The following is a 1618-nucleotide window of genomic DNA, read 5'->3' as shown; positions in this document are numbered from 1 at the left end:
GGTTATTATATTTCATAAGTAATTTTGCAGGTCAAGATGCTTTTTTATCTTGGATTAATCCCCTAAAAACCGTAACAAAGTTTGATAGTCTGTAAGATCATCCCAAGGGGCAACAAAAATAAACCTATTGTATTTGTTAATAGCGGCGATCGCTATTTGTCTATCTATTTTTAAGCCTAAGCTGACAAAACCTTTGACCAGCTCTTTTACTTCAGTAGGTTGAGCTTGATTAATTGCTGTAATTAATTCTTTTCGTAATTGTTTTTCCTCAACTTTTAAGGGAATTGTCGGAGTTTTTGGTGGTGGAGATGTAATGCTTAAGGGTAAAATTTGCTGGAATATCTCTTGCATTTCTCCTAACATATCTTTGATGGTAGTAAGTGCCGCAAAATTTTCGATGCCTTCTAGTTGATAAAGTTGTTGCAAGCGACTGTATATATCAGTAGCTATTTCGGTGATGTTAACTTCTTTCTCTATTTCTTCCTTAAAAATTTCCATGGCTTTGGGAAAATCTTGGCCCTCAAATTTCATCAAATTATGAATAAATTCATGTAGGGTAGCTAGTGCCGCCATCATGCTTTGTTTCATATCATATAAAGCGATCGCGTGAATTGATTTATCTTCAATCCCCTTCAACCCGGGAAACACCGACTGATAATGTTTTTCACCATTTATCAACAGAAAATTGAGAGATTGTAAACACAAATCTGTATCTAATAAAGGGGTTTGATTCTGGAGTGAAAATCCTGGGTTTTCTGGTTGTGCTTGTTTGAGGATATATTCATAAAAACTGTAGTGATTAGCGTGATTTTGTAACCAACGGAGAAAAAATGCCTGTGGTTTATCAAAGTATGTCAGAGCATTTACTTGAGGAGGATTGAAAGAAGGAGGAGCATTTTGATTAGTTTCTAGCAATTGCCACATTTTTTCTAAATTAACCAACTTCGTTGTTTTATCAAAAGAGCAAGTAGCCAGATATTCACCATCAGGAGAAAATGCCACATCCTCAACCTTATCCTGATGACGAATGGTAATAATTTCCTTGCCACTAGACACCTTGACTAACTTCGCTGTTTTATCAAAAGAGCAAGTAGCCAGATATTCACCATCAGGGGAAAATTTCACAGACCAAACCTTATCCTGATGACGAATGGTAATAACTTCCTTGCCACTAGACAACTTAACCAACTTAACTGTATTATCCCAAGAGCGAGTAGCCAGATATTGACCATCCGGGGAAAATTCCACATCAAAAACCCCAGCCTGATGACGAATGGTAGTAACTTTCTTGCCACTAGACACCTTGATTAACTTCGCTGTTTTATCAAAAGAGCCAGTAGCGAGATATTCACCATCAGGAGAAAATGCCACATCCTCAATCCTATCCTGATGACGAATGGTAGTTATGTTGTCACCACTAGATACTTTGACTAACTTCGCTGTTTTATCCCAAGAGCCAGTAGCGAGATATTCACCATCAGGAGAAAATGCCACATCCTCAATCCTATCCTGATGACGAATGGTAGTTATGTTGTCACCATTAGACACTTTGACTAACTTCGCTGTTTTATCAAAAGAGTGAGTAGCCAGATATTCACCATCAGGGGAAAATTCCACA

General features: G+C 37.5%; 1 protein-coding gene. It reads right to left on the bottom strand.

The genetic code is table 11. The features are described 5' to 3' along the window. Positions 1-54: 54 nt before the first annotated feature. Positions 55-1618: WD40 repeat domain-containing protein (locus MW688_RS17060; protein WP_486737215.1), on the bottom strand; the 1564-nt coding region annotated here is incomplete at its 5' end.

The sequence above is a fragment of the Johannesbaptistia floridana genome, from assembly GCF_057440575.1.
This window is presented reverse-complemented; position numbering and strand designations above follow the sequence as displayed.